27 protein-coding genes are annotated in these 26,226 nt (G+C 42.1%); 13 read left to right on the top strand and 14 right to left on the bottom strand.

Annotation, left to right across the window (positions count from 1 at the left end):
- Positions 1–52 precede the first annotated feature (52 nt).
- On the bottom strand, positions 53–2,224 hold the full coding sequence (locus tag FG28_RS17260) for a DNA mismatch repair protein MutS (RefSeq protein WP_036386808.1): 2,172 nt from the start codon (positions 2,222–2,224) through the stop codon (positions 53–55).
- Between the two features lie 241 nt (positions 2,225–2,465).
- On the opposite strand from FG28_RS17260, the gene FG28_RS17255 reads away from it, so the two are divergent.
- Positions 2,466–3,131 carry a uracil-DNA glycosylase gene (locus FG28_RS17255; protein ID WP_036385121.1) on the top strand — a complete coding sequence of 222 codons (666 nt, stop codon included), beginning with the start codon at positions 2,466–2,468 and terminating at the stop codon, positions 3,129–3,131.
- A gap of 81 nt (positions 3,132–3,212) precedes the next feature.
- A complete protein-coding gene (locus FG28_RS17250; protein WP_036385118.1) occupies positions 3,213–3,611 on the top strand; it encodes a response regulator in 399 nt (132 codons plus the stop codon).
- Here FG28_RS17250 and FG28_RS17245 read toward each other — a convergent pair.
- The 5 genes from FG28_RS17245 to FG28_RS17225 form a co-directional block, all read right to left on the bottom strand.
- Positions 3,601–4,455 (bottom strand): substrate-binding domain-containing protein, encoded by an 855-nt coding sequence (locus FG28_RS17245; RefSeq protein ID WP_036385117.1) that lies wholly within the window; start codon positions 4,453–4,455, stop codon positions 3,601–3,603. The genes FG28_RS17250 and FG28_RS17245 overlap by 11 nt on opposite strands.
- 78 nt (positions 4,456–4,533) lie before the next feature.
- On the bottom strand, positions 4,534–5,415 hold the full coding sequence (locus FG28_RS17240; protein ID WP_036385115.1) for a nucleoside phosphorylase: 882 nt from the start codon (positions 5,413–5,415) through the stop codon (positions 4,534–4,536).
- 6 nt (positions 5,416–5,421) lie between these two features.
- Positions 5,422–6,354, bottom strand: coding sequence for a DUF1835 domain-containing protein (locus FG28_RS17235; RefSeq protein ID WP_036385113.1), 933 nt, complete (start codon positions 6,352–6,354; stop codon positions 5,422–5,424).
- A 123-nt stretch (positions 6,355–6,477) separates the two neighbouring features.
- Positions 6,478–6,807, bottom strand: a complete 330-nt coding sequence (locus FG28_RS17230) for a translation initiation factor (protein ID WP_036385112.1) — start codon at positions 6,805–6,807, stop codon at positions 6,478–6,480.
- 3 nt (positions 6,808–6,810) lie between these two features.
- On the bottom strand, positions 6,811–7,761 hold the full coding sequence (locus FG28_RS17225) for an isopenicillin N synthase family oxygenase (RefSeq protein ID WP_036385110.1): 951 nt from the start codon (positions 7,759–7,761) through the stop codon (positions 6,811–6,813).
- Between the two features lie 111 nt (positions 7,762–7,872).
- Here FG28_RS17225 and FG28_RS17220 point away from each other — a divergent pair, with 111 nt between their 5' ends.
- The 5 genes from FG28_RS17220 to FG28_RS17200 all read left to right on the top strand — a co-directional run bounded on the left by FG28_RS17220 (position 7,873) and on the right by FG28_RS17200 (position 12,651).
- Positions 7,873–9,849: a thiamine pyrophosphate-dependent enzyme gene (locus FG28_RS17220; protein WP_036386806.1), complete on the top strand. Its 1,977-nt coding sequence runs from the start codon at positions 7,873–7,875 to the stop codon at positions 9,847–9,849.
- A gap of 87 nt (positions 9,850–9,936) precedes the next feature.
- The gene (locus tag FG28_RS17215) at positions 9,937–10,419 is read left to right on the top strand and encodes a lipocalin family protein (RefSeq protein WP_036385109.1); all 483 of its coding nucleotides are present in this window, start codon (positions 9,937–9,939) and stop codon (positions 10,417–10,419) included.
- A gap of 4 nt (positions 10,420–10,423) precedes the next feature.
- Positions 10,424–11,116: an OmpA family protein gene (locus tag FG28_RS17210; protein WP_036386804.1), complete on the top strand. Its 693-nt coding sequence runs from the start codon at positions 10,424–10,426 to the stop codon at positions 11,114–11,116.
- A 168-nt stretch (positions 11,117–11,284) separates the two neighbouring features.
- Positions 11,285–11,614 (top strand): hypothetical protein, encoded by a 330-nt coding sequence (locus tag FG28_RS17205; protein ID WP_036385107.1) that lies wholly within the window; start codon positions 11,285–11,287, stop codon positions 11,612–11,614.
- Positions 11,615–11,733: 119 nt separating this feature from the next.
- Positions 11,734–12,651, top strand: coding sequence for an EamA family transporter (locus FG28_RS17200; RefSeq protein WP_036385106.1), 918 nt, complete (start codon positions 11,734–11,736; stop codon positions 12,649–12,651).
- A gap of 4 nt (positions 12,652–12,655) precedes the next feature.
- On the opposite strand, the gene FG28_RS17195 is transcribed toward FG28_RS17200, so the two are convergent.
- Positions 12,656–14,863 (bottom strand): DUF5916 domain-containing protein, encoded by a 2,208-nt coding sequence (locus FG28_RS17195; protein WP_036385104.1) that lies wholly within the window; start codon positions 14,861–14,863, stop codon positions 12,656–12,658.
- A gap of 94 nt (positions 14,864–14,957) precedes the next feature.
- Between FG28_RS17195 and FG28_RS17190 the strand changes: the two genes are divergently transcribed.
- On the top strand, positions 14,958–15,512 hold the full coding sequence (locus tag FG28_RS17190) for a DUF4251 domain-containing protein (protein WP_036385102.1): 555 nt from the start codon (positions 14,958–14,960) through the stop codon (positions 15,510–15,512).
- Between the two features lie 2 nt (positions 15,513–15,514).
- Here FG28_RS17190 and FG28_RS17185 read toward each other — a convergent pair whose 3' ends face one another.
- Together FG28_RS17185 and FG28_RS20275 are read right to left on the bottom strand one after the other, a co-directional pair.
- Positions 15,515–16,249, bottom strand: coding sequence for a LytTR family DNA-binding domain-containing protein (locus tag FG28_RS17185; RefSeq protein WP_231562650.1), 735 nt, complete (start codon positions 16,247–16,249; stop codon positions 15,515–15,517).
- Positions 16,250–16,318: 69 nt separating this feature from the next.
- A complete protein-coding gene (locus FG28_RS20275) occupies positions 16,319–16,828 on the bottom strand; it encodes an ankyrin repeat domain-containing protein (protein ID WP_051947446.1) in 510 nt (169 codons plus the stop codon).
- 180 nt (positions 16,829–17,008) lie between these two features.
- On the opposite strand from FG28_RS20275, the gene FG28_RS17175 reads away from it, so the two are divergent.
- Positions 17,009–18,214 (top strand): sorbosone dehydrogenase family protein, encoded by a 1,206-nt coding sequence (locus tag FG28_RS17175; protein WP_036385099.1) that lies wholly within the window; start codon positions 17,009–17,011, stop codon positions 18,212–18,214.
- Between the two features lie 38 nt (positions 18,215–18,252).
- Here FG28_RS17175 and FG28_RS17170 read toward each other — a convergent pair whose 3' ends face one another.
- Complete coding sequence (locus FG28_RS17170; protein WP_156102318.1) at positions 18,253–18,486, bottom strand: hypothetical protein; 234 nt, start codon at positions 18,484–18,486, stop codon at positions 18,253–18,255.
- 584 nt (positions 18,487–19,070) lie between these two features.
- On the opposite strand from FG28_RS17170, the gene FG28_RS17165 reads away from it, so the two are divergent.
- Positions 19,071–22,196: a hypothetical protein gene (locus FG28_RS17165; RefSeq protein WP_036385096.1), complete on the top strand. Its 3,126-nt coding sequence runs from the start codon at positions 19,071–19,073 to the stop codon at positions 22,194–22,196.
- Between the two features lie 60 nt (positions 22,197–22,256).
- Here FG28_RS17165 and FG28_RS21145 read toward each other — a convergent pair whose 3' ends face one another.
- The 4 genes from FG28_RS21145 to FG28_RS20875 all read right to left on the bottom strand — a co-directional run bounded on the left by FG28_RS21145 (position 22,257) and on the right by FG28_RS20875 (position 24,278).
- Positions 22,257–22,586 carry a DUF6527 family protein gene (locus FG28_RS21145; RefSeq protein WP_394297395.1) on the bottom strand — a complete coding sequence of 110 codons (330 nt, stop codon included), beginning with the start codon at positions 22,584–22,586 and terminating at the stop codon, positions 22,257–22,259.
- Positions 22,587–22,662: 76 nt separating this feature from the next.
- Entirely contained in the window at positions 22,663–23,841 is a 1,179-nt protein-coding gene (locus FG28_RS17155; protein ID WP_036385094.1) for a ThiF family adenylyltransferase, read from the bottom strand.
- Positions 23,816–24,076 (bottom strand): multiubiquitin domain-containing protein, encoded by a 261-nt coding sequence (locus tag FG28_RS17150; RefSeq protein WP_197062627.1) that lies wholly within the window; start codon positions 24,074–24,076, stop codon positions 23,816–23,818. Before FG28_RS17150 ends, FG28_RS17155 begins: the two co-directional genes overlap by 26 nt.
- A gap of 28 nt (positions 24,077–24,104) precedes the next feature.
- Complete coding sequence (locus tag FG28_RS20875; protein ID WP_197062626.1) at positions 24,105–24,278, bottom strand: hypothetical protein; 174 nt, start codon at positions 24,276–24,278, stop codon at positions 24,105–24,107.
- A 148-nt stretch (positions 24,279–24,426) separates the two neighbouring features.
- Between FG28_RS20875 and FG28_RS17145 the strand changes: the two genes are divergently transcribed.
- The 3 genes from FG28_RS17145 to FG28_RS17135 are packed head-to-tail and all read left to right on the top strand — an operon-like array spanning position 24,427 to position 26,223.
- Entirely contained in the window at positions 24,427–25,062 is a 636-nt protein-coding gene (locus FG28_RS17145; protein ID WP_156102317.1) for a hypothetical protein, read from the top strand.
- Entirely contained in the window at positions 25,041–25,439 is a 399-nt protein-coding gene (locus FG28_RS17140) for a hypothetical protein (RefSeq protein WP_036385091.1), read from the top strand. The genes FG28_RS17145 and FG28_RS17140 overlap by 22 nt, the downstream gene beginning before the upstream one ends.
- Positions 25,423–26,223, top strand: coding sequence for an ImmA/IrrE family metallo-endopeptidase (locus FG28_RS17135; RefSeq protein WP_036385087.1), 801 nt, complete (start codon positions 25,423–25,425; stop codon positions 26,221–26,223). Before FG28_RS17140 ends, FG28_RS17135 begins: the two co-directional genes overlap by 17 nt.
- Positions 26,224–26,226: the final 3 nt, after the last annotated feature.

Raw genomic sequence — 26,226 nt, 5'->3', positions numbered from 1 at the left:
GGGGCTGTGTTAATTTTATTTAGATCAGGTATATAAGAACGACTTAGAAGTTTTATTTTTTAGCCTCCACCAACTCCAATTGATCTACGCTTACATTGGTCGTGAACATCCCGTAATTTACCACAGCCTTTCCTTTTTCCAAAGTATCGATGCTGCCCACTGCCTTTCCGTCCATGAGCCGGACGCGGTCCCCAATTTTAAAGACGGGTCTGGGTTTGTTTTTCTCTTTTTGGATGGCCTTTTTCTTTTCAACCTTTTTTTCTTCTCGAACTTTCACCATTTTCTGTTCCAGTTCTTGGGCGACTTGTTGTTGCTGTTTTTGCTTTTCTTTCGCCTTGCGTGCAGTGGTTTTTTTACGTTTGCTGTTTTCCGTTTCCACAATGCGGAGCAGTTCAGAAATCAGGGGGCGTTTTTTGTTGTTGATGAAGTATTGCTCCGCAGCCTTGTTCACTTTATTGCCCAATTGGATCATCCGTTGGTTGTGATCGTACAACTCTTGATAGCTCTCCAGTTTGGACTTGATCTTGGAATTCAGTTGTTCTAGCTTATCGGCTTCTTCTCGGGCTTTGGATTCTTCTTCCTTTAATTTGGAACCCGTTTGGACCATTTTATTGCGCTCTTTCTGCAATTTGGCAATGGTAGCATCAAACCGAACCTTACCACGTTCTATTTTTTTCTTGGCCTTGTTGATCAACGAGTAGGGGATGCCGTTCTTTTGGGCCACTTCAAACGTAAACGAACTTCCCGCTTCGCCCAACACCAATTGAAAGGTGGGTTCCAAGGTTTGGGAATTGAAGCGCATATTGGCATTGGTGGCATGGGGCAGTTCGTCAGCCAAAGCTTTGAGGTTGGCGTAGTGGGTAGTGATAACGCCGTATGCTTCTCGTTCATAGAAGATTTCCAAGAAGGCCTCGGCTAAAGCACCGCCCAATTCGGGGTCACTACCCGTGCCAAATTCATCAATAAGGAACAGGGTTTTGTCGTTACACCGTTTTAAGAACTGATTCATGTTCTTTAAACGGTAACTATATGTACTTAAATGATTTTCAATGGATTGATTGTCACCAATATCAGTCAATATTTTATCAAAAAGACAAACGGTACTGCGTTCATGAACTGGAATCAACATACCGCTTTGGAGCATCACCTGCAGCAGCCCAATGGTCTTTAGCGTGATACTCTTACCACCCGCATTAGGCCCCGAAATGACGATGATTCGGTTGTCTTTATGTAGTTGGATGGTCTGCGGCCACGTTTTTTGGTTCTTACGCTTGTTGGTCAAATAAAGGAGAGGATGGTAAGCATCCCGTAGAGATAATTCTCGCTCCTCACTGATTTCCGGTAACAACGCATTCATCTCCGAACCATATTTGGCCTTGGCCGCAGTAATGTCGATATCGGTCAGATACGATTGGTATTCCCTGAGCAATGCGGCAAAAGGGCGAATCGTATCGGTAAGCTGATTGAGAATACGTTGGATTTCCTCTTTTTCATCAAACTCCAAATTGTTGAGCTCACGGGTATAGCCCACCGTAGTATCGGGAATAATATAGACAATACTTCCGGTCTTGGAGCTGCCCATTACCGTGCCTTTCACTTTACGGCGGTGCATAGCCTTTACCGCCAAAACCCTTCGGTTTTCCACAACAGATTCCCGGATATCGTCCAAAAAGTCGGAGGATTGATACCGAGTTAAGGCTGAGGAGAAACTTTGGTTGATTTTACCCATTACCTCATTGATTTGGGAGCGAATGTGTTTTAAATCGTTGGAAGCGGAATCCTTGATTTCGCCAAATTTATCAATGACATGATCAATGGCCTCCGGAATTTCGCTGTTGGCATCCAGTGCATCCACTTTTTTATGCAGTAATGGATAGTATTCCTTGAATTTTTTCAGGAATTTCTGGTGGATGGCCACGGTTTTACAAATACCTCCAATCTTTCTAAACCCAGAAACTTCCAAAGTGCTGTTTTCAATCTTTAGCAGGGACAGTTCGGCATTGATATTGTCGAATCCGTGGTTGGGAATACGGTTGTCATTGGAGTAGGATGCCAAATACTCCGAGGTCTGCCCCAAGATCTCCAACAAAATATCCTTGTCTGCAATGGGAGTTATGGTCAATGCCATTTCCTTGCCCAATTCGGTGTTGCAACGGGTTGAAACCTGCTGTAGTACCGTTGGAAATTCTAAATCCTGAAGAGTTTTAGGGTGAATCTTTTGCATTTGCTTCATCTAGCAGCGCAAAGATATAATTTTGAATGGGTACGGGAAGCTGCTTTTTGATGTGAGTTATGCCGATTTAATCCATTCAATTCCTAAATTTGAAGTCTAACCTCATTTTTGTCCCAAAGTATGCAAAATGACCACACCCTAGTATATGTCATTGCGGGAATTATCCTGCTTCATTTTGTTGCGGGCATTGGGTATCTAATTTATAAATTGACCAAAAAGAAGTAAGCTGCGTATGGATGTTTCCATTGAGCCAATTTGGAAAGCACATTTACAACCCGAATTCGAGAAGCCCTATTTTCAGCAATTGAGTGACTTTGTGCGACAAGAGTATCAAAAGCACACCTGTTACCCCAAGGGCAAGGATATTTTTGCGGCCTTTGACCATTGCCCATTTCGGGAAACAAAGGTTGTGATCATTGGTCAAGACCCCTACCACGGGCCCAATCAAGCCAATGGACTGTGTTTTTCGGTAAAGGATGGGATTCCGCACCCACCTTCGTTGGTGAATATTTTCAAGGAAATTAAAGTGGATGTGCAAAAACCCTATCCCAAGAGCGGTAATTTGGAACGATGGGCCGATCAAGGGGTTTTGTTGCTCAACGCCACATTAACGGTAAGGGCCCATAATGCGGGAAGCCACCAGAATAAAGGGTGGGAACAGTTCACGGATGCGGTGATCAAAACGGTTTCCGGTCAATTGGATGGTGTTGTTTTCTTGCTGTGGGGTGGATTTGCCAAAAAGAAATCAGCTTTAATAGACAAGAGCAAGCACCATATACTTACTTCCGGCCATCCTTCACCCTTAAGTGCCAATAGGGGACTGTGGTTTGGCAACCAGCATTTCAGCAAAACTAACAGTTTACTATCCAAAATGGGGAGAATATCCATAGAATGGTGATGTTCAGCTAAATAGGTTTTGTAATTGTATAAAATTCTGTATGTTTGGCCCCTTTAGCTGAAACGCCCCAATTTGGAGAGATTGAAATCTATTTTATTGGTAGACGACGATGACACCACCAATTTGGTCAACAGCTTTTTCATAAGACAACTAGACAGCACTTTAAAGGTGCACATGGTCCGCAATGGCAAGGAAGCCATTGCATTTTTACAGAAAGCTTCCCCCAATGAAGATTTGCCATGTTTACTACTGTTGGATGTGAACATGTCCATCATGAATGGTTGGGAGTTCTTGGATGTCTATTCTGAAAAGTTTGATGACCAATTAAAGGAGGATGTTGTTATTGTGGTGCTTACTGGAATGGACCTGGATGATAATGTCATGGCCATGACACACCCCAGTGTTGTGGAAATGGTACAAAAGCCCTTGTCGGATATCAAGTTTAGGGCACTGGTCACCAAACACTTTTTTAGCGATTAGAATACAGAAATTTGTCTGCTGGCTTTCTTTCTTCAATTAAATCTAAACTGAACAGCTTCTGTTGAACGTTCTCAAGGGTTTCTTCGGATAATTGATGCTGTCCCCAAGTAGTTTTTGATAGCCATTCTTGAATATCTTCAAACTTCTGGTCATAGCGGTTTGCCAAGGTGCGGTCAATACTCGGAATCTGCTTAAATTCTTCTGTGTAGGTGTTGATGACTTCCAGAATGTGCTTCAATAACCCTGGCTGAGACTCCAAAAACGAATCTGTAGCCGCAATTACAAAACAGGGCCATGGGGTAGGGCAGTCCCCCAACCATTTAAATGTGCCATTATCTACCAAGGGCTTTGTAGTGAAACGCTCCCACATGAAGTAGGCTCCCGAACCTTCGGTCAGGCTTTTAACGGCTCCATCCAGATTATTTATAATTTCAAATTGTAGTTTTTCAGGATTCCATCCTTGATTTTGGGCATTTACATATGCCATTAAGTGACTGCCGCTTCCAAGTCGACTAATGGCGACTTTATCATGCTTTACTTCTTGAATTGAATTCCTGGAACTGTTGGCCGCCACATGAATGCCCCAAAGTAAAGGTGAGGAAATATATTCTTGAACAATTTTACAGCGATTTCCTTGAGAAATGCTTTTGATGATGCCTTCAGTAAGAATTATGGCCAAATCCGTTTCATTGTCTTCCAATAGTTGGCACATTTTCCCTGTTCCTTCCGGTATGTCGGTCCATTCAAGGTTGATGCCCCGGTCTTCAAAGGCACCATCCTCTATGGCCAAATGCCAAGGAAGGTTAAAATGTTCTGGAACTCCTACTATTCTTACGGTCTTCACGAGATTTTTTTAAGGTTAAGTAAAAATATTGATTCCGGTTGGTATCTTTTCTTTTTGCAGAAATAAAATGGTAAAACCTTAGTTCAAATCAATAGAGACTATCTTCTCCAATGCAAATTGAATAAGTTGATCAATTGCTTTTTTACCGTTCTTTGAAAATTCACCGGTGGCCCTATTGGCCAGTATGGCATTTAGTGAAATAGCACGGTGTCCATGTAATTTGGCCAATCCATAGATGGCCGAAGTCTCCATTTCCAGATTGGTAATTTGGTAATTTTGATGGGAAAATGCGGCAAGTCGCTCATTAAAGTTAGGTATGGCAGTAGCTAGGCGAAGGTTTCTTCCTTGAGGTCCGTAAAATCCTGAATTAGTGATTGTTATCCCATATCGTATACGATTTGAAGCAAATTGTTCTGCCAGTTTTTCATCAAAATCAGCAGCATAGGCCCTGATGTTCTGCGTGCTCCATCCTAAGTAGTCGTTGAGTTTGAGTTCCAACTCGCTGTTGCGTGCCTGTCCACTGTCATAAAAATACAAGAGTCCGTCAAAACCGACCCCCGATGAGCTTAGCACAAAAGAGTCAATAGGGATGTTGGGTTGAATACTTCCCGATGTACCAATCCGTATAAAACTGAGCTGTCTTTTTTTTTCCTTGATGGTCCGTGAGGTAAAATCAATATTGGCCAAGGCGTCCAATTCGTTCAAAACAATGTCAATATTGTCCGTTCCAATACCTGTGGAAATTACTGTAATCCGTTTTCCCGAAATACTGCCAGTATGGGTTACGAATTCCCGTTTCTTCTTTTTTAGCTCAATGGAATCAAAGTACTTGGAAACCTGAGATACCCGGTCAGGGTCACCAACGGTGATTACGATATCGGCTATATCTTCTGGAAGAAGGTTGAGATGGTAGATGCTGCCATCAGGGTTCAGAATCAATTCTGAGCTGCCTAAGGACATAAATCTCTAGAGTTTTAAAATACGGTTCGTGTCGGTATTGTATAGGAAGTTGTACTTTAAGGAACCTCCTAAATACAATTGATTATCACGTATTTGTGAATAGTAGTTGTTTTTGTTTTCCAAAACTTCCATACCTTTTTTGGTCAACTTTACCGGGTTAAATGAACCGAACAGTGGTTTTAAAGAGGTGATGATACGCTCATACTGCGAATCGCCAAATCCATAAAAACCTTGATCGGTCAGCAAACTGCCTAAAAGTTCTTTTTTGGATTTCGGTTTTTGGGTGACCGCTACATCCAAAATATGGTTTTCTAATTCGTTCAAACCATTTTTAATGGTTGGGAAACGCTTTAGATGTGTTTTCAGGGCATCAGAAAGGTATTCAAATTGGAAATTATCGTTATTGATTAAATTTTCAAGACGGATTGGATTGTCACTGCAGTACAGTTGCCAGACATAATCGGCATATTCTATATCATCTTGAGTGAGCATGATCCTATTTTCATAGAGTTCCATGAGCTTCTCATCACTCAACTCACTAAGACCATAGTATTTATCGCTATCATCTTCCTTGCCGCTGCACACCAATGAGATTTCGGCATGCCTTCTATGGGTTTTTAACCAACTGAGAACTGCGAGCATATTGATTTGGCAGAACAGGTCATATTCAAACCAAAGAACAATATGGTCCTGTTGTTTGTGATTACAGAGTGAACGATACTCTTTGAGCGTTTTTTCAACAAACCAAGATTTTGAGATCTTGTAGTTTTTGTTCAGAAATTCAAATCGTGTTTTCCAGAAAGATTCACTACCCACCGTACATAAGGTTTTGCCTTCGCAGAGCATCTCTCGCCATGTGATGATGTCTCCCTGTAGTTGTAGCGATTGTAATTTTGACGTGAAACTGTCCCCGTTGGTAATGTGCAACAGTGATTTCATTTTCAGCTCAGTTTTCGTTGGTTAGGAAGAATAAAAGTAAGATTTATAGCAAGAACATAAAAATTTTTTCATAAAACATTGGTTTTCAATGTAAAAATTTAACACGGAAGGATCTGTAAATCCTTATCCACCCACTCTTTTCACGGAAAATCCATGGTCTTTTAAGAACTCCATGATTCTGTCTCGATAATCCCCTTGTATAATGATGGTTTCGTTTTTATAACTACCACCCACACCTAAAAAGGTCTTGAGGTCTTTTGCTAACTTTTTAAAATCGGAATCGGCACCGTTGTAGCCTTCCAGAATGGTAATTGGCTTGCCCTTTCGCTTTTCGTATTTGCAGATAATGGGATCATCCTGAAGCCAATAGCTGGGCTTTTCTTGTTTCTTCTCCGTATCCTTCTCAGGAACATGGTCTGGGAACAAGTTCTTGAGTTGGTCCTTAAGGTCCATATCTTATTTTTTTATCAATCCAAGTTCTATCAAGCGCTCATGAAGAAATTCACCCGCCGTAATGTCCTCAAACGCTTTTGGGTGTTCTTCGTCTATACAGTCTTCCAGGCAGTTTAAGGGCATTTCGCTGATGGGGTGCATAAAAAACGGAATGGAATAGCGCGATGTGCCCCAAAGTTCCTTGGGTGGGTTCACTACTTGATGGATGGTAGATTTCAACTTATTATTGGTCAATCTTGAAAGCATATCCCCAACATTGATCATCAGTTCATCAGGTTGGGCAATGGCATCAACCCATTCTCCTTTGTGGTTTTGCACTTGGAGTCCTTTTCCGTGGGCGCCCATGAGCAATGTGATTAGATTAATGTCCCCATGCGCGGCCGCACGCACTGCATTTTTGGGCTCTTCGGTAATGGGAGGATAGTGAATCGGCCTAAGAATGGAATTTCCATTTTTAATGTATTCGTCAAAATAAGTTTCCTCCAACCCTAAATGGAGTGCCAGGGCCCGAAGCACATATTGTGCTGTCTTTTCAAGCATTTTATAGGTTTCCTTGCCAACAGCATTGAATTCTGGCAGTTCCGTTACCATAACGTTATCCGGATATTCAGCTTCTAGTCTAGAGTTGTCCTCAACATATTGACCAAAATGCCAAAACTCCTTCAAGTCTCCTTCTTTTCTTCCTTTGGCATGCTCTTTTCCGAAGGAAGTGTATCCACGCTGTCCGCCAATGCCCTCTATCTCATACTTATCCTTGACGTCTTGGGGCAATTGAAAAAACTTTTTGATTTCCGAATAAAGGTCGTCCACCAGTTTATCGGACAAAAAATGGCCGCTTAGGGCCACAAAACCGATATCCTCAAAAGCAGCTCCGATTTCTTTGACAAACTTTTCTTTTCTGGCGGGGTCCCCGGAAACAAAATCTTCTAGATTTACACTTGGAATTGAACTCATGCCATCAATTTTTGATTACGGTCAAAAGTAATGAATATTGCCGAACGTTTGGAAATTTGAAGGTGGATGGATGGCTTTTTTACTACATTTATCCCGTTGAATTTTCACGATATGCGATATCACATTGGGGATTTGGACCACCAAAAACTACGGGAGCTTTACACAGGAATGCTAAAGCCCAGAATGATTGAGGAAAAGATGCTGATTTTACTCCGGCAAGGCAAGATTTCCAAATGGTTTAGTGGAATAGGGCAAGAAGCCATATCGGTGGGCGTGACCCAAGCGTTAAAAGAGGATGAGTACATACTCCCCATGCACCGCAATTTAGGAGTCTTTACTTCCCGAAACATTCCTTTACACCGATTATTTGCCCAATGGCAGGGAAAGCAAAGTGGTTTTACCCAGGGGCGTGACCGAAGCTTCCATTTTGGCACCCAAGAATACAAAATTGTGGGTATGATTTCCCATTTAGGTCCTCAGTTGGGCGTAGCCGATGGTATAGCCTTGGCAGATTTGTTGGGTAGAAAAAAGCGGGTCACTGCTGTATTCACCGGTGAAGGTGCCACCAGTGAAGGTGATTTTCACGAAGCTTTGAATATTGCCTCAGTTTGGAACCTTCCAGTGTTATTTTGTATTGAAAACAACGGGTACGGTCTATCCACTCCCACAAACGAACAGTATAACTGCGAGCATTTGGCGGATAGGGCCAAAGGGTATGGCATGGAATCCCGAATTATTGATGGGAACAATATTTTGGAGGTTTACACAAAAGTGGATGAACTTTGCAAGGCCATGCGAAAACGACCCCGACCGATCCTATTGGAATTCAAAACTTTTCGCATGCGCGGCCACGAAGAGGCAAGTGGTACCAAATATGTTCCAGAGAAATTGATGAGCAAATGGGGCAAGAAAGACCCTATTGCCAACTATGAAGCTTTTCTGTTGGAGGAAAACATCATCACCTCGGAAGAAATAGATAAGCTTAAGGAAGATATTTCTGAAGAAATCAACGAGAATTTAAAGAAAGCCTTTGATGAATCTCAAGTTTCTTTTGATGAAATAAAAGAATTAGGTCAAGTTTATCAAAAAGTTAATTATCAGCATATTGAATCTAAAGAAAAAACGGAGAATATTCGTTTTGTGGATGCCATTTCCCAAGGTTTGGAGCAATCCATGTACCGCCACAATGAATTGATTATCATGGGTCAGGACATTGCCGATTACGGAGGGGTTTTTAAGATTACCGAAGGCTTCACTTCCAAATTTGGGAAGAGTAGGGTGCGCAATACCCCAATTTGTGAATCGGCCATTGTATCCACCGCGATGGGGTTGTCCATCAACGGCATGAAAGCAGTGGTAGAAATGCAATTCGCGGATTTTGTCAGTTCTGGATTCAATCCCATCGTCAACTATTTGGCAAAAGTGCATTACCGCTGGAACGAAAAAGCAGATGTGGTCATCCGTATGCCCTGCGGCGGTGGCGTGGGAGCTGGACCCTTCCATTCCCAGACCAACGAGGCATGGTTTACCAAGACACCGGGGCTTAAGGTGGTGTATCCTGCTTTTCCTGCAGATGCCAAAGGGTTGTTGAACACTGCTATCAATGATCCAAACCCTGTATTGTTCTTTGAACACAAAGGTTTGTATAGAAGTATTTATGGTGATGTACCCAAAGACTACTATACTTTGCCTTTTGGAAAGGCCAATCTTTTGAGAACTGGACGCGACATTACCGTTGTAAGTTATGGAGCGGCGATACATTGGGCGCTCGAAGTATTGGAAAAACATCCAAATATTGAAGCAGATCTCGTAGATTTACGAACACTTCAACCTCTTGATATAGATACTGTCTACGCATCGGTGAAAAAGACAGGGAAGCTCATTATTTTACAAGAAGATACGTTATTTGGCGGTATAGCCAGTGATATTTCGGCAATGGTCATGGAAGAATGTTTTCAATTTTTGGATGCTCCCATAAAAAGAGTGGGTAGTTTGGAAACCCCGGTTCCCTTTGCTAAAACATTGGAAGAAAATTACCTGCCCAAACAGCGGTTTGAATCAACATTATTGGATCTTTACGCCTACTAGAACAATTCATTAACAATTTTTTAACAAGACAAAACACCAAATCTGGTGTCTCACTCGTATATATAAAAACTAAAACTCCAAATTCTTATGGTAAAACAATTCTTTTTTGTTGCACTGGCCGGAATTTTCCTAGCATCATGCTCGGTTTCCAAAAGTGCAAGGACCCAACGGAACCTCATGAGTGGTACATGGTCCCTGGACAACATTACTTACGAAAACAATTCGGGTAATTTTAAATCCGTCATCTTTAATGATGCAGAGGATATCTGCTTTGAAGGTAGTGATTGGTTCTTCCGGGACAATAATAGTACTGGAAGGTATACCATAGCCCAAAGCACCCTTTGTAATGGAGGGGACCGATTCTTTAGGTGGTCAGTAGTAGAGCCTTCCCAGAACTATAGCAGCCAATTGCAGTTCAAGTTTATCGATGAAAACCGAAAGGACATATCCGGAGGATATGGCTATCGCTTAAACATTGTTAGTTTAACGGAGCAGGCCATGACCTTAAAATCCAATGTATCGGTTGATGGGCAACCCGTAACCATAGTTTATGAATTCTCAAAAAAATAATTACATGAAAAATATCGTATTAAAAGGTACAACGGCTTTCTTGGCTTTAACACTGATCCTGAGCTGTGATGCCGTAAAAAATGCCAATAATACCCAAAAAGGCGCTGCCATTGGTGCTGGTGGGGGAGCTGTTATTGGTGGAATCATCGGGAACAATGTTGGAAAAGGAAACACAGCCTTGGGTGCCATTATTGGTGCCGTGGTTGGCGGTGCTGCCGGTGGATATATTGGTAACCGAATGGACCGACAGGCAGAGCGCATTGAAGAAGAAATCCCAGGTGCGGATGTAAAACGTGTTGGAGAGGGAATCAATGTTACTTTCAGTGGTGAAAACGGAGTATATTTTGATACCAACAAAGCTGATATCAAAGGAACTTCTGCCACTACATTGGACAAATTGGCCGGAATCTTCCAAGAATATCCAAAATCAAACATTTTGGTGGAAGGCCATACCGATAGTGATGGTAGTGAAGAATACAACATGACCCTTTCGCAAAGAAGGGCCCAAGCTGTTACCAATTATTTGGTAGGAAAGGGAATCTCCAGTGGAAGATTCACCACAAAATGGTATGGAGAGACCCAACCCATAGAAAGCAATGACACTGCTGCCGGAAAAGCGGCAAACCGTCGTGTGGAATTGGCCATTGTTGCCAGTGAGGAATTGAAAGAGGAAGCCTACGAACAAACCAAAGGCTAATAACCAATTTCAAGATAACCAGAAGGCCCGATGTTTTTGCATCGGGCTTTTTTTGTGGTAAACCGCTGTGTTAATTAACAATAATTTGAAGTGGTACGGTTTCCTAAAACGTAGGAAAATCACTATCTTAAAGAAAAATTAATTGAACTCCTAGACAACGTATACCTTATGACTCCCGTTGCCGAACAAAGAACCCATCAAGTTCAGGAACTATTGGTCCGCTTGGAGCGGAACAACAAGGTTGTACAACGTCTTTCCAAAAAATTGACCTCTTATACCTGCGAACCCAATAACCCCTCCTGTTTTGAAAAACTATATGAGATAAAAAATAGTTTTAAGGTTTTTGCCAAGCAGCATGCTGACATCGTAGCGCAGCTAAAGACCAAAAAGGATGAATCCCCTGGATTGGACCAAAAAATTGAGCAGCATTTAAAACGGTTCAAACAATTGGAGAAGGACATTGCGGGATACCTTTTGGATACCAAACAACATTATTGAATTTTCTCTTCCGTATTCCCGACAAGACATTGCAATTTCTTGGAAAAGTTAGTGCGCAATCTGTTTTGTACTCTTTTAAACATGCGTAATATTGCAGGGTAATCACCAAACTTCTTTTCATGGGAAAATCCTCAAATTCCGCACTGGTATTCCTTGCCTTTTTTGCCATTTATGTTTTTTGGGGTTCTACCTATCTTTTGAATAAAATCGCGGTTACGGAACTACCTCCTTTTTTGCTGGCTTCATGCCGATTTATCACGGCTGGGAGTTTTATATTCATTTTGGCCAAAATCATGGGGATTTCCCTCAGTATTACCAAAAAACAATTCATCAATGCCGTTATCGCAGGAATTCTGTTTCTGAGTTTTGGAAATGGGGTAGTGGTCTGGGCACTTCGGTATGTGGACAGTGGTTTTGCAGCATTGGAAATTTCGGCACAACCCCTTATTATCCTATTGATGATGCGCATCTTACAAGGCAAAAAGATTCAGCCCATGTCGGTGGTAGGCGTTGTTCTGGGTATTATTGGAATTTATTTGTTGGTCAGTCAAAAACAAGTGATAGCCCAAGAAGATTCCATAACGGGTATGATCATGATTTTCTTTTGTATGCTGAGTTGGGCCTATGGTAGTCTTTTTGTGGCCAAGGCCGACCTGCCCACCAACTATTTTGTAAATACAGGGTACCAGATGTTCACAGCGGGCATTATTTTGGCCTTGATGAGCCTGAGCTTTGGTGAAGAATGGAGTTCGCCTTTGGATTGGAGTGTAAAAGTAAAGTGGTCCATGGTGCTTTTGGTCATTTTTGGCAGTATCCTGGCTTTTACGTCCTTCAATTATTTACTAAAAGCCGTATCACCAGAAAAAGTGGCCACATCTACCTATGTTAACCCCATTGTTGCCCTCTTGTTGGGGTGGTATTTTTTGGATGAGCAGATTACGGTTCAATCTGTGGTGGCAGCTGTGGTTTTGCTTACGGGCGTTTACTTCATCAACACCAAAAAGACTTTGGCTATTTTTGAACGGTTTAAGCGATAATTTTCTAGTTTAAAATATCAAAGCGATGAGTGTATTTTATGGTAAAGGTCTGATTGTCCACAGCATCGACTAAGTCATCATCCTTGACCACATTGAATACCACAAAAAGTCCAGTATTGGCATTCTGCAACCATCCGAACCGGGCATTCACCGAGGTTATATTGGAAACATTGTTGCGCTGAATCAAGCTTTGCAAGAAAATCCTGGGCGTAAATGAATAGGATAGCCGGAGTCCACCCACCAAAGCAGTAAGATTACCTGTGTCCAACTGAATATCGCTATGGCTCATGGTCAATGAGCTGTTGAACCTATCTCCAATTCGATACTTTGCCGTACCGCTATTGGTAATTTGGTGCCCGTTGAAGTAACCACCAATAATGGTTCGGGTATCAAACGATAACGCAGTATTAGGGTTGGTTGTAATGACCAATTGCAATTCCTCATTGTTATAATAACCTACTGGAACTGTAACATCGGAAATGGTGAAATCTTCAAACACCTGCTCTGTGGTAAAATTGATTCCAGTATGGATTTCAAACCCACTTTTAAAAACCCAGTGGTTATCTACATGCAGAAAACTGGTGACCAATTCATCATCAAAATTCCAATACCCTCTGTAAGAAACATGCGGACGTATTTCCAACATTTTACCGGCATCCTTGAATCGGTGCGCTTTGAAAATTAAAAATTCAGGCTTCCGAAAAGCAGTTCGCTGTAGGAAACCAACCTCTGGATTGAATCCCTCTCCAACTTCAGTATATCCCGCATTGATATTCCATCCACTCCAATTGTAATTTCCCAAAATTTTGAAGGCATGGTCGCCGCTCTCAATGCCAGGGGTGGTGCTTTTCGCCACAAAACCATTGATCTCCGCCTTATTCCCGATGCCCCATTTGCCGTCCATGGCGTACACTCGGTTGTAATCGTCGTCCATTTCACCCAAACCGGCCCTATTTATAAAAATTCCTCCCAGTGAAGAACGTGTTCCACCAAAATTATGATTGACGCGTGCCACGGTAAAATTGTTCTTTTCAATAGCGGCTTCTGCTACGTCGTCGGTGAACATGCTCAAAAAGCCCACATTGGTCTGTCCCACCTTACCGGATAATCGCGCTCCACCAATGATGGGTACAAGGCTACCATCCTCACCAATTCCAATGCGCCGGCTGAAGAACAAATCAACCTCCCCGGGGCTACCGACCCCAAATTGTCCGGCATTCTCCAAAAAGAAGGCTCTTTTTTCAGGAAAAAACAGATTGAATCGGTCCAAATTCACCTGTTGGTCATCCACTTCCACCTGGGCAAAGTCCGTATTGTAGGTAAGATCCAGCGTAAGGCTTGGTGTAACACTATATTTAATATCGGCCCCGGCATCAAAATTGGTCTCGGTGTTGTCCATGGCCTTATCATTCACATGCTGACCCAAGACATAGGGAATGAGTTTCAGATTGCCTGGATTTTGTAGGTTTAAACCGTTTAGGCTTCCCGCTAGGGACAATCGTTTCATATCAAATCCCAATGGGAGGGAAGTCCAATAGGCCGTTTCGGTATTTTTGCTGATGTTTCGTTGGAAATTCAACCCCCAAGTCTTGTTCTCTCCTGGTGCGTAGCGCAAAGAACGAAACGGAATGGCAAATTCGGCACTCCACCCATAGTCTCCCAATTGCGAACGTACCTTCCATGTGGCGTCCCAGTTAATGTTGGTCCCCCCGATCACCCCACCTTGCTGGCGATTGGCATTGAAGTTACCTTTGCCCTCGTTGTCAATTTGTGCATCGTACTCCATCCCTTGGGCATTGGTACCAAACAGAAACCCGTTTTGGCGATCGTGATAGGTATCAATGATAAAAAGAAAACTGTCCTCATCATTTAGGTCCGCATCCCTACGTGAATCGGAAACCACAATTCGGTCCGCATCTGTGTCATAACAAACCACCGATACATAAAAGGTACTGCTGCTATATGCAATACGCACTTCGGTTTTTTCTGAGACCGGCTCCCCATAATTTGGGCGAATCTGAATCAAGTCGGTTATAGCGGGAATCATCTGCCATACCGGGTCGTTGATGACTTCCCCGTCTACCAGTGGGTCCTCCTCAAGTACGGTGGCATAATACGTTTGAGCATTGTTCTGTTGGGTTTGTTGGGATTGCACGTGACCAAAACAGGCCAGTATGGCAAGAAAAGACAATTTTGCAAGGGGGTTTTTCATAAAATGAGGTCTGGTTTGCTGTTAAATATACTTCTAAAATCAGAAATGTTGGGGAGATTCATTATTTTGTAGTAAGTTTTTGATTTTGAAACAAATGAGAACACTACTGCGTTTAGGAATATGGATATTGATGGTAGCTGCCATGGGCTGTGGAGGAACAAAGACAGTCGCTTCCCCTGAAGATATAGAAGCTTTGAATGATTTGGTGGCCAGTAGATCTTTTGAGGTCAATGCCCGATGGGCCAGACCCATGCCCAGTCAAGCGCTCAACAGCATCTCCAATGCCCGACTACTTCCCTATGGCAGTAATGCCAACCAGGTAGATATAACAGGAAACTCAAGCTATTTACGGCTAGTAGATAATTGGGTAGAGGCAGATTTACCTTATTTTGGAGAGCGACAAATGTCTGGCGGGTATGATCCACAACGAACAGGAATACAATTTGAGGGAGTACCTGAAAACCTACAAATAGAACCAAATGCTAAAACCAAGGGCTATACCATGCGGTTCAGTATCAACAATGGCACGGAAAACTTTCAGGTGATCGCCGAATTAATGCCTTCCCGCTCCAGTTCCATGAGTATTACAGGTTCGCACAGAACCCAAATACGGTATGATGGGACACTTTCGGAATATAAGAAGGAATAGTATTACCAAGAAACAGGGCTATAAGATGGTCCAATCTTCAGTTTTTTTCCGGAGGAAAGCAAAGTGAATTCATCACGACCTTCTTTCTCAATGGCCACGATCTCATTCCTATTCACAATATACTTACGGTGTATCCTGATAAATTCTGGTTGTAGTTGCTTGGCAAGTTCTCCCAAAGAGGTACGTTTAATGTAGGTCTCTTTTTCGGTGTAAAAATTAAGGTAATGCCCCTCAACTTCTATCCATTGAACCAAATCAATGGCAAGTGTCACGGTTTTTTTTCCTTTATATACCTTAATGGTTTCGGTTTTCTCTTTGGATGCATAAACATAGACACCAGTTCCCAGAACAAATACTAAATGATACAGGGCCTCGCGCCCAAAATAATATCCGGCGTAATCAGCGTCCACAAAAAAATCAAAATAGCCAAAACTGTGCAAAATACTATTGGAAGCGAGGTAAAAGATAATAAGGCAACAAAAAGCGGTAAGAAAAGTCAAGGGCCAAAACCATTTCCCAAAACGAGTTTGAATGGTTTTTAAAATATGAAAACACAATACCAAAAACGGTAGAAAAAATAGAATGGAAAAGCAGAGGTACACCACACTCGTCCAAAGATTGTAGTTGTCATGGTGACCATACCGAATCATGTTTTGGATCAGCGTAATTCCAAAAAGGATAACCAATAATGCTATCGACAAAACATAAAACCGTCTTTCATTTGGAATTGTCCGCATTTTCATAAATAATCAGGTATAGCAAATATACGGATAATGCCCAGTGGCTTAATCTCAGGTAAAAGCCAATCAACCAAAGACCCCTTTAAAGATTTTCTCGGTAAGTCCTTCAGATTTGAGCCAAGTGGCTAAATCCTTTCGCTGGCCTACTTCAGCATGGTGCAAAAGCGTAAAACCATGTGGTCCGCAGGAGTTGAGGAGATGGGGGTAATCAGTCACTATCCTCTTAACGAAATCATCATACCCCAAAAAGGCATAGTTAAAGATATCCAAGCGAGCTCCTTTGCCCACCAAATGGTCCACGATATCCCTTCGGCCCATATGTGAAGCACCCCCAACAGCGGTCTCAAAATCTCCCTTCTTAAATTGACTGGTACAATTTAGCAGTAAAGGGTACTTTTCCAATAGGCTCTGTGTTTTTTCGAGGCTCTTATGTGCGGCAAATACAAACTCCTGAATTAGGTCGTAGTCAAATAGATCATTTTGGGGAGCGCTCTGGTTTCCCAGAAGAAGTGTTGGTGTGGCCACAGCAATCCCACCCAATATCAAATGCTGTCTTAAAAATGTTTTTCGATTCATAACGTGCTTATTTCTTGCGCTGTAAAGGACATTATTTTTTGGAAAAATCTGGGCTAAGAAAACCTGCTTTGTCCCAAACGTGTAAGAGGCCGTCACGAAATTTCTGTCTTCGCCCCATATTTAGACGATTTTGTCTTAGCTTTATCCATCTAGAAACCAAAAGCATTAAAATTTCTTATAATGAAGATCTTCCGATTCACGCTAAAATCAATTTTTCTGATTCTATTTTCCCTTGTGGTTTTATCCTGTAATGGAAAGAAAGGAGGAAATGAAGGAGAAACCCCGGACCAGACCCAGCAAGAAGACACCAATGAAGATGATGGTTCCGTAGAATCCAGTTTACCCTTGGACCGTCTGAACCTCCCTGAAGGGTTTAAGATTGATACTTATGCCGAAGGCATTGAAGGAGCCCGATCCATGGCCATGGGAGCGGACGGAACTTTGTTCGTGGGTACCCGAAATGAAAATAAAGTCTATGCGCTTAAGGATACGGATGGCGATTTTAAAGTGGATGATGTCTATACCATTGCTGAAGACTTGGAACAACCCAACGGCATTGCCTTCAAAGATGGTGCATTGTACGTGGCAGCGGTAAGCAAAATGTTCAAATATGACAATATTGAAGCATCATTGTCCAACCCTCCAGCGCCTGAGTTGATCTATGACGACTACCCAACCGAATTCCACCACGGTTGGAAATACATAGCCTTCGGCCCTGATGACAAACTCTATGTTCCCGTGGGTGCTCCCTGCAACATTTGTGACCGGACCGATGAGGACGAGCGTTTTGGTACCATTACCCGAATGGATGCAGATGGAAGCAATCGGGAAATTGTGGCCCATGGTGTACGGAATACCGTTGGCTTTACCTGGCACCCGGAAACTGAGGAATTGTGGTTTACGGACAACAACAGGGATATGATGGGGGATGACCTCCCTCCGGGAGAACTGAATCGTTTGGCCGAAGTGGGTCAGCATTTTGGCTATCCCTTCTGCCATGCAGGAACCATTCCCGATCCCGAATTTGGCAAACAACGACCATGCTCGGATTTTGTTCCACCGGTACAACCGTTGGATGCCCATGTCGCCGCACTTGGAGTGAAGTTTGACACGGGTTCCATGTTCCCTTCAGCATATAAAGGCCACGCGTTCTTGGCCGAACACGGCTCTTGGAACCGTTCCAAAAAAATAGGGTATCGGGTAACATTGGTGAAATTGAATGGCAATGAGGCTGTTAGCTATGAACCCTTTATCGACGGTTGGTTGGACGAAGAAAGTCAGGAAGCCTTTGGTAGACCAGTGGACCTGTTGTTTTTGGAAGATGGCTCCTTATTGATTTCCGATGATGAGGGCAATGCCATCTATAGGGTCACGTACAGTGGCTAATCATTCCGATAGTAGTATAGAGTACACCTAACTTTTCATCATAGAAATTCCAGATACTTGGGCGGGGTCAAATCTTCCATTTTCCAGGTGCTACGTTGGTTTTGAGAGTCAGATACCTCGAGAAATATATGGGTTGAGGCAAATTTTCCAAGGGATACGATGCGTTCAACACTATAGACCCAATCCCCACAGGAAAAAACATATTCGGTTTTGTCCTTTTTGGGACTTTGCTTCATACTTCCGTTTTCCAAAACAAGATTTGGAGGCTCCAAAACAGTTTTTGGTTTGTGCCAACATAGGTATCGAATTTGTCCATTGCAAAGTTCGTCCACCCGCACCGTATAGTCGGCGTTATGGCATAAGATCAGGATTTTCTGTAGGTCTGTTTTGTGGGGAATGGCTATGACTGGTTCTTGGTTTAGGTTGATTTGGAATTATTGTAACGTTTGTAAGGGCATCGTATTGTTTATACCCGGTTTCTCTTTCCCCAATGGGCGCCATGCAGAAACCCCAATAAGTAAAGAATAAGGCCTACAAGACCCAAGCAAATCATTTGTAAGAGATTTATGGTTTCTAGCGTAGTCATTTTCTTGTTTTATTGCAATCTAGATTTACCCGCTTAGAATTTGTCATTTAAATTGATGAATGAACCTTTAGAATTGATGGATAGTACATTTGAATTGACGTGTGAAATATTTACCCTACAAAAATTCTTTTGTCCATCCTTTTGGGTTTCAAAGGCATTTCTGAAAAAACCATCCTTTTGTCACCCTATTTGGTTATTTTAATAACTTATAAATAACAAGGTTGGCTAAACCCTGTGTAATCCAAATGACTAACGCTAAACACTAGATTCATGAAAAAACACATTCTCCTTTGTTTCTTAGGCCTTGGGATGGTCTTTTACAGCTCAGGACAGCGTAAGGCTTCTGGGCCAACCATAAGTAAAACCCTTTACGAATCCATGACCTACCGGAACATTGGCCCTTTCCGTGGCGGTAGGGCCACTACCATAGAAGGCATCCCGGATGATATCTTCACCTACTATATGGGTGCCACCGGAGGTGGGGTTTGGAAAACCACTGATGGTGGCGAAACTTGGAACAATATTTCTGATGGCTATTTTAATACCACAGGTATTGGCGATATCACCGTAGCTCCATCGGACCATAATGTGGTATACGTCGGTACGGGAGAATCCTGTATCCGAGGGGTAAAGACCTCACATGGCGACGGCATGTACAAATCTACCGATGCTGGAAAAACTTGGAAGCACTTAGGCCTCGAGGCCACCCGACATATCGGGGAGGTCTTTGTGCATCCCACCAATCCCAATAAAGTGTACGTTGCCGCACAGGGTAACCCTTATGGCAAAGACGAACATCGAGGACTCTATCTTTCTGAAGATGGGGGAGATACTTGGGAGAAAATACTGTACGTGAACGAATCCTCAGGAATTGTGGATATGACGGTGAGCCCCACCGATCCCAATTATATGATGGTGACTTCATGGGATTTTCAACGGAAACCTTGGGTGGTACAGAGTGGCGGCCCGGGAAGCAAGGTCTTCAAGACCACTGATGGCGGTAAAACATGGAAAGAGATCACCAGTGGTCTTCCCAAGTTGATGGGAAAAATAGGTGTGGACATTTCCCCAGCCAATCCCGAGGTGGTGTATTTGGCCATTGAAGCCTTGGAACGCGAAGGTGGTGTGTACCGTTCCAACGATGCCGGGGAAACCTTTAAACAAGTTTCCAACGACCCCACCACATTTGCCCGTGCATGGTACTATATGCACATCATTGCAGACCCCAATGACGAGGACGAAATCTGGGTGATGAACAGTCGCGCCATGAAATCCATTGACGGGGGCAAGACCTATACCGGTATGGTCGGTAGTCATGTGGACCATCACGATATGTGGATCAACCCCAACAATAGCAATGTCATAGCCAATGCTAATGACGGCGGTGCCTCCATCACCTTCAACGGTGGAAAATCGTGGTCAACCATTTATAACCAGCCCACGGGGCAATTTTATCGCGCTTTGACTGATAACGGATATCCTTATCGGGTGTATTCCGGTCAGCAAGACAACAGCACCATCGCCATAGATAGCCGTGCCATGGACAACGGCATCGGACAAATGCACTGGGACATTATGCGTGCCGGGGAATCGGCCACAGTAGCTTTAGATCCCAACAATCCCAGATACATTTACTCCACCTATTTTGCGAGCCATTTTACGGAGTGGGACAGTAAAATTGACAACAACCGCATGGTGCGACCCTATCCAGAGCGCATCAGTGGGGAGCAGCCCAAAAATCTAAAGTTGCGTGCCAACTGGAACGGTCCCGTGATGGTATCGCCCCATAATCCCAATACCATTTACTACGGTTCCCAATACGTGATGAAATCCACCGACCGCGGGGTGACTTGGGAAACCATGAGTAAGGACCTTACCCGAAACAACAAGGACCATCAGGGCAAGGGCGGTATTCCTATTTCCAATGAGCAGATTACGGCCGAAAGCTATAACAACCTCTTTAACATTGAGGAATCGCCCCTACGCGAAGGGGTGGTTTGGGTAGGTTCGGACTGCGGTTTGGTGCACGTGACCCAAGATGGTGGCGAAACCTGGACCAACGTGACCCCCAAAGGTTTGAAGGAAGGCATCATCAATGTGGTGGAACCTTCGCCACACGACCCGGCCACGGCGTATTTTGCCATGGCAGGGTATAAAATGAACAATTTTACCCCCGAAATCTACAAGACAACCGACTACGGAGCCTCTTGGGAAAAAATCGTGAATGGACTCCCTGGCGATACCTTTGCCAGGAGCGTTCGCGAGGACCCTGATCGTAAAGATTTATTGTACGCAGGTACCGAAACCGGAATGTTTGTCTCCTTCAATGGGGGTAAGCAATGGATGTCGCTACAGAACAACCTGCCCGAAGTGCCAATTACCGACCTTCGGGTGCAGCGCAAGGATTTGGTGGTGACCACCCAAGGGCGGGCCATTTGGATCTTGGACGATTTGACCCCGTTGCACCAAGTTTCTGATGCGGTGGCCAAAGCGGACTACTACCTCTACAAACCTAGAGATACGGATGCCCTGCTCGGCATATCCTACTCGGCGCGTAACACACCCGGGCAAAACCCACCCGAAGGTGTACAAATCCATTATGTGCTCAACAAGGAAGTTCCCAAGGACACCCCCATGTCCCTAGAGATTACGGACAGCAAGGGCGAAGTGGTCTACTCTGAGTATACGGATGCCCCCAAAACCGAGTGCGATGCCTTTACAAAGCCCCAATTAAAGCGAAGCGCGGGAACGCACCGCTACGAATGGGACATGGAAGTGGGCATGATTGATTGTTTAAAGGAGGTTACCGCCACCAGCCGTGGCTTGGGCGCTTACGAAGCCGCCCCCGGAAACTACACCGTAAAACTGACCATTGGAGATTTTACCCAGACCCAGGACTTTGCCATTACCATTGATCCCCGTATAAAAATGAGTGTGGACAATGTGGAGGCCGCCTATGTGGAGCGCGATGGCATCTCCAAGTCCATTTACCAAGGCGCCACAGAAATGGCCAAAGGCGTGCGCGACCTGCGCAAGATACAGCAGCAGTTGGATTTTGTAATGGACGAGACCAGCTCAGATGAATTAAAGGCTAAGGGCAAGGAACTGGATGCCACCATTGAGGCTTGGATTGCCGAAATCTTGCAGAAAGAGCTGCGCACCCAACAGAACAACTATATGTTTGAGGCCCGCCTTTTAGTGAAATTTAAGGGCTTTTTGGGAGATATTGGCCGCGGCAACCTGCCCGTGACCCAAGGCACCCGCGACGTGGCCCGCGACTACCTCAAAAAATGGGACGGCCTAAAAGCTGACCTACAAAAAATTAAGACCCAGGAGGTGACGGCTGTAAACGCCTTGATCAAAACCACTGGGCTACCAGAGCTGTATACGCCCTAAAAATTTGTTGTTGCATAGTGTTTGAAGGGGAAGGCCGAAGGGTCTTCCCTTTTTATAACTCTAGGTTTTCGACCTATTCTTGAACAGCCAAGAAAATTTCCACCATGGTGTTTTGGACTTTGTACTGGTATGAAGTTTGTTTGTAAGGTTCTCCCGATAATACTTCTCTTTTTCTTTTTTGCTATGTTTTCTACCTTCAATAATTTGTTCTTTAGTCCATTTTGTTGCCCAAATTATTTTATTGTTTGTTATCCAATAGTGAGATTCGCATGGAAAACCCCAATTTCCAATCGATGGGTCCAAAGAAACCGATTTCCCATTAAAGATTAATTTCCAATCCGTAGGAGTAAGAGGAGTAACTGTTTTGTTGCCACAACCACAAACACACATGTGAACTGCTGTACAAAATCGGATAGAAATATATAAGACATTATCTTCTAATTCTTTTGGAATGAATTCAACAAACCTATGCTCGAACCTCATCATTTTGAATTTTGTTGGCACTTATTCGATAAAACATATTATGTTCACCTGTAAGATCATGATAAAAACCCAATAATTTTTTCCATTTCATTACCGCAAAACCTGCATTTAAAAGATTGAGCTCGGCGATTTGAATGTTTTTACCATATTCATTTTCGGGATTTTCTGTGTAAGATATGTATGGACTATCCCAAAAATGATCTTTCTTCGAATCCGTGCTAGTGGTATTTCTTATTAGAGCAGTAAGGGAACCATTTTTAAATTCAACACCAATTCCTGAATCGACAAATGATATGTTTTTATCTTGTAAATATTGAATGATTTTCTTTTTGATTTCCCCCTTGTCGATATTCAAGAAAACAAAAGTGAATTGTAATAACTTATCAAAATCCTTTTCCGTCAAGTAATCGGGATGAACTACAATTTTTCTATGCATTCTTGAATAAATTGATAAATAATAGTCAACTTTTTTCTTTGGAATTTTCAATTCATCGATGGAAGCTGCACCAGGAGATCTAAAAGCATTGTTGTTATAATACCAATCCCCATCAAAGAGATGTATTTCTTGGACAGGAGTTTTTGCAACAAGGTCTAAAATGTATGACCCAGTACCACCAAGACCAATGATTCCAATCTTTTGATCGAGAAATTTGTCTGTAAGTCCAACTAATTCTGGTTTATTGGAATTGGTGTCCGCATAATTAAATACTGATTCTTCATCGGAGACGACTAATTTTTCGCCCTTTTCAGTTACGTTTTCATCAATCGCCTTGGCAGGTGAAGAAATCATATTAATATATGTGGTCATTTTGTGATAATAATCGGTATAGCCATGAGGTTTGGGCTTACTGGAAAATAGCATGTCTACCTCAAACCCATTTGCAACAACTTGTTTCCTTTTATTGTTTATTATGTTGAACTCTTTTCCATTCAATTTACATGGTGGTTCACCAGAAAAATGTACTGTATGCGAGGGGTTTGGTTTGGTTTTATTACCTGCTAACTCAAGTGGTGATACAATAACCCCATATTTAATCTCACCTAATGCCGTCAAGTATGGAATTCGATGAATAAACAAGAAATTATTTTTGATATCCAACACCAAGCCATCAGCCAAAAGCCTTTGCAGGTCTTCACTATGATTTATCAGTTGCTGTGACATCGAATTGGGTTCCTTCTTTAATTTTAACTTCTTGGCCTTCAGCTAAAGTGCCATCTTTATTGCCTTGAGCTCCAGAATACACTACTTGATATTCGGTATTTGGAAAAGGTGGATTAGGAAAGGCCAATTTGGTGACTTCATCGAACGATATGGTTTTGCCGATCCATTTTTCTGGAGTTGCATTAACATAAATGGTGAACTCCTTGTTTTGCCCAGGGGCGTCTTCTTTTTTCATTTTACTATTCATAATGTTTACTTTATAATTATTTTTCTTTTCTTACTCCTTTGAACTTACCTCCCGAAGTTTTTACATCCATAAACCTTCCTGTTTCTGAATCCCTCTTTACAAAAAGTTTGGTTTTTGGATTGAATACTTGCGATCGACTTTTCACAGCCCCTTTTCTTGCATTATCGCCAATAGGTTTATTTTTAGCCATTTTTTTTAATTTTTATAGGTTAATGCTTACAATATTTTTATTTTTCAAACATGGCACAATGATATTTCAGAAGAGGATATCAATACGCTTCAATGGTATATGCTCATAACTTTCATTTTTTTGCCATTCGGTTGGCAATTTTTTGGTTTTGAAGAGCATATTTAATTGTAATATGGCTACAGCGAGCAAAAAAGAGATTCTCCAGCAACTTGAATCCATCGATCTGAATGAGCTTTTGGATAGAATGGAAGATTATGTGCGTACTCGATTCTACAGTAGGTCCGAAAAGGATAGGGAGGGATTTGATTACCTCGACTTCTGCTACAATGTTCTCATGAAGGCCTGTACTGGTGTAAGAAATTGGGACAAGAAAAAAACCTCATTTGAAAATTTCATTTTTGGTGCTCTTAAAAGTGATTTGTATAGTTTTTTTAGAAGCCAAAAAAGGAAAAAAATCCAAAATGAGAACACTTCCATTTCAGATAAGGAAGTGTATCTTATTGAAATAAATGATATTGTCGATTTAGACGAAATACCAGCACAAGAGTCCAAACAAGATTTAGACTTCGATAATATTTCCCAAAATGCTTTAAAATCATTGAAAGAACAAGGAGCGGATGAGGTTGAAATTGGAGTTTTTGAATGTTGGCTTGCAGGATATGAAAAACCACAAGAAATTGCAGAGTTATGTGGTACTACTACAGCAGAAGTAAATAATGCTGTAAAAAGACTTTCTCGGAAGACTATTAAGTTAAAGGAACAATGGATAAGCTTAAAAAAATAATTGATAACGGGATTACTCAAAATTATCTTTCTGGGGATATTACGGATATCCGCAAAAGTTTGTCTGACTATGGTGTGGATTTAGATGAAAATAGGGAACGCCAGAATAAGTTGATCAAACAATTAAAGTTTAAAATTCGCTCGTCTATAAACGAAGAGAAATATGATATTCTTTTATTGAAAGCAACAGAGTCATTTCAAGAAGCCATTAACAAAGGTCTAGAAAAACCTATTGCTTATTTAAACTCTCTAATAAAAGAAAATCGATTAGCGGTTCAATACAGTAGTTTGGATAAATTAAGTGCAAATGAAATAAAGGAAATTATAAAAGACCAAAATCTCATTGAAATCATTGAGTTACTTGAAGACGAACAATAAGGGAAAAAACAAAGCAATAGAGGTTTTGCAGGAAATAGGCTTTGATGAGGTTACTGAGCTTTCAAACTCTGAACTAATCAGTGGTTTCGGAATAATTTATATTTCTGAGCCATTAGATAATGCTGATGGAAAAATAATAAGAGGTAAAAAAAGGACAATAATTAAAGTTAATTCTTCAATTCCCTATCCAGGAAGAATTCGGTATGTAGCTGCTCACGAATTGGGACACTATTTTTTACATGACAAACTGGAAATTCATACTGATAATTCAAAAACATTGAACTGGTTTAAAATAGAAAAACAAGCTAAAAGAGGATTGCAAGAATTTGAAGCAAATGATTTTGCCTCGGAATTATTAATGCCAGAAAAATTATTTCGTCAGTTTGTTTTAAATAAATCTTTTACGCCTTCTTTAATAAAAGAGATTTCTACAAGATTTCAAACCAGCTTAACATCTGTAATTTACAGGCTTATTTCATTGGATATAGCACCAATATTGGTTGTGTTTATGACGGATGGAGTGGTAAGATATTGGAGGAAATCTACTGATTTAAGAGGATGGGTGAAGGACATTACCAAACTTTCCCCTCCAGATGATTCTGTCGCAAAAGAGTATATAGATGCCAATTACGAATTCATATATAAGGGAGAGGAAAAAGCACAAGAAATAAGTCGTTCAACATGGTTCCAATTGCATGAAAATCAAGAAGACTCTGACTTTTTGGAGTATTGCATACCCACTAAACAATATAAGACAATAATCAGTGTAATCTGGGAGGCTTAATGT

It is taken from the genome of Muricauda sp. MAR_2010_75 (assembly GCF_000745185.1).
GTDB lineage: Bacteria > Bacteroidota > Bacteroidia > Flavobacteriales > Flavobacteriaceae > Flagellimonas.
This window is presented reverse-complemented; position numbering and strand designations above follow the sequence as displayed.

Bases quoted from the DNA above. Each gene is read 5' to 3' on its own strand.
- FG28_RS17260 (WP_036386808.1), bottom strand. From the start codon at position 2,224: ATGCAAAAGATTCACCCTAAAACTCTTCAGGATTTAGAATTTCCAACG.
- FG28_RS17255 (WP_036385121.1), top strand. From the start codon at position 2,466: ATGGATGTTTCCATTGAGCCAATTTGGAAAGCACATTTACAACCCGAA.
- FG28_RS17240 (WP_036385115.1), bottom strand. From the start codon at position 5,415: ATGTCCTTAGGCAGCTCAGAATTGATTCTGAACCCTGATGGCAGCATC.
- FG28_RS17235 (WP_036385113.1), bottom strand. From the start codon at position 6,354: ATGAAATCACTGTTGCACATTACCAACGGGGACAGTTTCACGTCAAAA.
- FG28_RS17230 (WP_036385112.1), bottom strand. From the start codon at position 6,807: ATGGACCTTAAGGACCAACTCAAGAACTTGTTCCCAGACCATGTTCCT.
- FG28_RS17225 (WP_036385110.1), bottom strand. From the start codon at position 7,761: ATGAGTTCAATTCCAAGTGTAAATCTAGAAGATTTTGTTTCCGGGGAC.
- FG28_RS17220 (WP_036386806.1), top strand. From the start codon at position 7,873: ATGCGATATCACATTGGGGATTTGGACCACCAAAAACTACGGGAGCTT.
- FG28_RS17215 (WP_036385109.1), top strand. From the start codon at position 9,937: ATGGTAAAACAATTCTTTTTTGTTGCACTGGCCGGAATTTTCCTAGCA.
- FG28_RS17210 (WP_036386804.1), top strand. From the start codon at position 10,424: ATGAAAAATATCGTATTAAAAGGTACAACGGCTTTCTTGGCTTTAACA.
- FG28_RS17205 (WP_036385107.1), top strand. From the start codon at position 11,285: ATGACTCCCGTTGCCGAACAAAGAACCCATCAAGTTCAGGAACTATTG.
- FG28_RS17200 (WP_036385106.1), top strand. From the start codon at position 11,734: ATGGGAAAATCCTCAAATTCCGCACTGGTATTCCTTGCCTTTTTTGCC.
- FG28_RS17195 (WP_036385104.1), bottom strand. From the start codon at position 14,863: ATGAAAAACCCCCTTGCAAAATTGTCTTTTCTTGCCATACTGGCCTGT.
- FG28_RS17190 (WP_036385102.1), top strand. From the start codon at position 14,958: ATGAGAACACTACTGCGTTTAGGAATATGGATATTGATGGTAGCTGCC.
- FG28_RS17185 (WP_231562650.1), bottom strand. From the start codon at position 16,249: ATGCGGACAATTCCAAATGAAAGACGGTTTTATGTTTTGTCGATAGCA.
- FG28_RS20275 (WP_051947446.1), bottom strand. From the start codon at position 16,828: ATGAATCGAAAAACATTTTTAAGACAGCATTTGATATTGGGTGGGATT.
- FG28_RS17175 (WP_036385099.1), top strand. From the start codon at position 17,009: ATGAAGATCTTCCGATTCACGCTAAAATCAATTTTTCTGATTCTATTT.
- FG28_RS17165 (WP_036385096.1), top strand. From the start codon at position 19,071: ATGAAAAAACACATTCTCCTTTGTTTCTTAGGCCTTGGGATGGTCTTT.
- FG28_RS21145 (WP_394297395.1), bottom strand. From the start codon at position 22,586: ATGTGTGTTTGTGGTTGTGGCAACAAAACAGTTACTCCTCTTACTCCT.
- FG28_RS17155 (WP_036385094.1), bottom strand. From the start codon at position 23,841: ATGTCACAGCAACTGATAAATCATAGTGAAGACCTGCAAAGGCTTTTG.
- FG28_RS17150 (WP_197062627.1), bottom strand. From the start codon at position 24,076: ATGAAAAAAGAAGACGCCCCTGGGCAAAACAAGGAGTTCACCATTTAT.
- FG28_RS20875 (WP_197062626.1), bottom strand. From the start codon at position 24,278: ATGGCTAAAAATAAACCTATTGGCGATAATGCAAGAAAAGGGGCTGTG.
- FG28_RS17140 (WP_036385091.1), top strand. From the start codon at position 25,041: ATGGATAAGCTTAAAAAAATAATTGATAACGGGATTACTCAAAATTAT.